General features: G+C 30.5%; 3 protein-coding genes. All 3 read left to right on the top strand.

Going from position 1 to position 4,296, the window contains the following annotated elements; all coding sequences use genetic code 11:
- Positions 1-157 precede the first annotated feature (157 nt).
- Positions 158-1,690, top strand: coding sequence for a type I restriction-modification system subunit M (locus DIU01_RS03405; RefSeq protein ID WP_290831844.1), 1,533 nt, complete (start codon positions 158-160; stop codon positions 1,688-1,690).
- A gap of 52 nt (positions 1,691-1,742) precedes the next feature.
- On the top strand, positions 1,743-3,125 hold the full coding sequence (locus DIU01_RS03400; RefSeq protein ID WP_290831843.1) for a Fic family protein: 1,383 nt from the start codon (positions 1,743-1,745) through the stop codon (positions 3,123-3,125).
- A gap of 34 nt (positions 3,126-3,159) precedes the next feature.
- Positions 3,160-4,296, top strand: a 1,137-nt coding sequence (locus DIU01_RS03395; RefSeq protein ID WP_290831842.1) for a restriction endonuclease subunit S, incomplete at its 3' end; no start/stop codon positions are given.

The following is a 4,296-nucleotide window of genomic DNA, read 5'->3' as shown; positions in this document are numbered from 1 at the left end:
TGACACCCATATTGGCACTATCGAGAAAAAGTATAACATCGATTTAAATGTAAGAAGTGATATGCATTTAGGAACTTATTTAGAAAAAAACGATATTGCATCATTAAACGATTTGATTAATAACGATAAAAAATAATAGTAAAACAAAATATCTATAATGGCAGATAATAAAATTTCACAAAGAGAAATCAATAATATAGTTTGGAAAGCTTGTGATAGTTTACGTCCTGTGATGGGAAGTGAACAATACAAAGATTATATCCTTACACTTTTGTTTATAAAATACCTTTCAGATGTTTGGAAAGATAAGGTAGAACAATACCGAATCAAGTATCCTGATAACGAAGAAATGGTACAACGTCAGTTGCAAAGAGAACGTTTTATTTTACCAGAAGTTAGTAATTTCGATTACCTTTTTCAAAATCGTAATGAAGCTAATATCGGAGAAATAATAGACATTGGCTTGACAGCTTTAGAGGATGCAAACCGTTCAAAATTAGCATTGGTGTTTCGTAGCATTTCATTTAATTCAGAAACTGTGTTTGGTCAAACTAAACAACGTAATGCAATTATGAAGAATCTTTTAGTTGATTTTTCAGAATTAGATTTACAACCATCACACCTTAAAGACAATGATGTAATTGGGGATAGTTACGAGTTTCTAATTTCAAAATTTGCAGGGGAAAGTGGCAAGAAATCAGGCGAATTCTACACACCAAGCGAAATCAGTACACTTCTTGCAAAGTTAGTAGATCCACAAGCAGGAAATAGAATATGTGATCCAACTTGCGGTTCAGGTTCTTTACTTATTAAAGTGGCTGACGAAGTAAACGGAAAAAACTATTCGCTTTATGGTCAAGAAAACAATGGTAGTACATGGGCTTTATGTCGTATGAATATGTTTTTGCACGAACAAGATAGTGCAACTATTGAATGGGGTGATACTATCAATAATCCAAAACTTTTAGAGAAAGACAATCTTATGAAGTTTCACATTGTTGTTGCCAATCCACCATTTAGTTTAGACAAATGGGGTGCAGATACAGCAACTGCCGACCAGTTCAACCGTTTCCATAGAGGCGTTCCACCAAAGAGTAAAGGAGATTATGCTTTCATAAGTCACATGATTGAAACTACTTATGAAGATGTGGGTAAAGTTGGGGTTATTGTACCTCATGGTGTTTTATTTCGTAGCAGTAGCGAAGGTCAAATTCGTAAAAAATTAATCGATGAAAACTTGTTAGAAGCTGTTATTGGTTTACCTGCCAATTTGTTTTTTGGTACAGGAATTCCAGCAGCAATTTTAATTTTCAATAGAGGAAAAGGTACAAACAAAGACATTCTTTTCATTGATGCCAGTCGTGAGTTTGAAAGTGGTAAAAATCAAAATAAATTCAGAGAATCTGATATTGAGCATATTGTTACGACTTTCAAATCGTTCAAGGCTGCAACACCTTTAACAACTGAAAAAGGTGCTGTAATTGAAGATAAATACAGTTACCGTGCAACAATGGCAGACATTATTGAAAACGATTACAACCTAAATATTCCTCGTTATGTTGATACGTTTGAGGAAGAAGAAGAAGTTGATATTAAAGCAACGCACAACAATATTACAGTTCTTAAAAAACAACTTTCTGAAGTAGAAATCCAAATGGAAAACTTCTTAAAAGAGTTGAATTTAATCTAGTTTAAAATACCAATTAAGTAACAAAATAGAAATTCTCTAAAACAATAATAAGATGAGTTATATAGATAGTAAAAATTCAATAGACGCTATAAAATCTAAAGTTAAAGATTTTGGAGAATTGACTATTGACCAAAAAAAGAAAATCAATTACAAGTTTCGACTAGAATGGAATTTCAATTCCAATAGTATGGAAGGAAACACACTTACCATTGAAGAAACACGTAGTGTTATGGTGGGTAATTTAACGGTTAATGACAAGCCTTTAAAAGACATTCTAGAAATGCAAGGTCATGACAAAGTAATTACCGAAATCTTGCGCATTGGTAAAGGTGAATTGCGATTATCTGAAAAACGTATTTGCGAGATTCACAAAGCAATTATGCACGAAGATGATAAAGCTAAAATTGATAAAATCGGTAAATGGAAACAAGAACCTAATATGATTTACAATCATAAAGGTGAAAGATATGATTTTGTTGCTCCAGAAGAAGTGCCTGAAAGAATTCACAAACTTTTAGACAAAACCAATGCTGCTATTGATGCCATTTTAGGAGGTAAAAAGAATGCTCCACATCCTATTGATGTAGCAATGGATTTTCATTTAGAATACTTAGACATTCATCCATTTTATGATGGTAATGGCAGAACGGCTAGAATTCTAACCAATTTAATATTAATTTCATTAGGGTACAATCCATTTTGGATAAACGAGAAAGACCGCAAAATTTATTACAACTACATCAGCGACATTCAAGGATATGGTGGCGATAAAGAAGTGTTTTTTGACTATTGTGCAGGATTAATTTTACGTTCTGAACAAATTGTTTTAGATGCCATTCAAGACATAGATATTACAGACGAAGAAGACTTGACCAAAGAAATTTCTTTATGGAAAAAGCAATTGATTAAAAAAGATGAAGTAGTACCATCGTCTAATGAACTTATTGCTGAACTTTATAAAAAATACTTTAAAAAGCTATTTGAAAAATTCCTTGTACAAACAAATGTATTCGATGAACTTTTTGCAAAAAAAGTAATAACTAATTACATCAATAATCAAAATCCAAAGGTTAATAAATTAGAATATTTTGATGAGAAAATGCATTACATAAACATCTATTCTAAACTAACAAGTGACGAAAGAGCTGACCAACAGTTAAAACCTCTTGAAGGTATTAGTTCTATTTCATTAGGGTTGTATTATAGTGGTTTTAAAAATGATGGTTTGAATACTTTTGATGCTTATTCTAACATACACATTGAATTTAATCAATATTATTATTTTATTAATGATACAGGTAATAATAGACAAGACGAATATTTTCTTAAAAAACTTTACACAGAAACCATAACTGATAAAGAAATTAATGACATTGTAAAAACTGCGGTTTCTAAAATGTTTGAACAAATTAAAGCGTCTGTTAAAAATCAATAAACTTTTCATAAAAAACTTAGAATTTAAACCAATTATGACAAACAACAATACAACATATAAAAACAATGCTATTGGATTAATTCCGAGTGATTGGGAAGTAAAGAAACTTGGAGAAATTTTGGTTTTTAAAAATGGCTTGAATAAAGAAAAAGAATTTTTTGGAAGTGGAACTCCAATTGTAAATTATAAAGATGTATATAAAAATAATTATTTGAATGCAAACTTACTTGAAGGTAGAGTTACTGTAAATTCAAATGAATTAAAAAACTTTGATGTAAAGAAAGGAGATGTATTTTTTACTAGAACTTCTGAAACAATTGAGGAAATTGGGTTATCATCTGTTATAATTGAAGATGTAAAAGACACTGTTTTTAGTGGTTTTATTTTAAGAGGTAGACCAATAACTAATGATTTGGATATGATTTATTGTGTTTATTGTTTTAATTCAGAAGCCGTAAGAAGAGAAATAACAACAAAAAGTACTCATACAACAAGAGCTTTAACAAATGGTACATTATTATCAGATGTAAATTTACTTGTTCCACCATTACTAGAACAACAAAAAATAGCATCCATTTTATCAACATGGGATACTGCTATTGATAACTGCAAAAGTACCATTGAGGAGATGAAAGTCAGAAATAAAGGATTAACTCAAAAATTACTTACAGGTAAAATGAGAGTAAAAGGGTTTGATGAAAAATGGCAAGTAAAAGCAATGAATGAGTGCATGAGCTTTACTCCAAGACCAATAACAAAACCAACTGAAAACTATTTAGCACTTGGTTTAAGAAGTCATGGTAAAGGAGTTTTTCATAAAACAGATTTTGACCCAACTTCTATTGCTATGGAAACTATGTACGAAGTAAAAGAAAATGATCTTATCATAAACATAACATTTGCTTGGGAACAAGCTGTAGCAATAGTTAGTAAAAAAGACGAAGGAGGTTTGGTTTCACATCGTTTTCCGACTTATACTTTCAATGATAAAAATGCAACACCTGATTTTTTTAGACATTATATTTTACAAAAAAGATTTAAATTTTTACTAGAATCAATTTCACCAGGTGGAGCAGGTAGAAACCGAGTAATGAGTAAAACTGATTTTTTAAAATTAGAGTTAAAGCTTCCAAATGTTCAAGAACAAAAAGCAATTGCAACTATTTTAGAT

The sequence above is a fragment of the Flavobacterium sp. genome, assembly GCF_003525665.1.
GTDB lineage: Bacteria > Bacteroidota > Bacteroidia > Flavobacteriales > Flavobacteriaceae > Flavobacterium.
Note: the sequence above shows the minus strand (reverse complement) of the source record. Positions and strands in the feature narration are given on the sequence as shown.

What these genes read in the sequence shown, in the direction of transcription:
- DIU01_RS03400 (WP_290831843.1), top strand. Translation starts at nt 1,743, where the DNA reads ATGAGTTATATAGATAGTAAAAATTCAATAGACGCTATAAAATCTAAA.
- DIU01_RS03405 (WP_290831844.1), top strand. Translation starts at nt 158, where the DNA reads ATGGCAGATAATAAAATTTCACAAAGAGAAATCAATAATATAGTTTGG.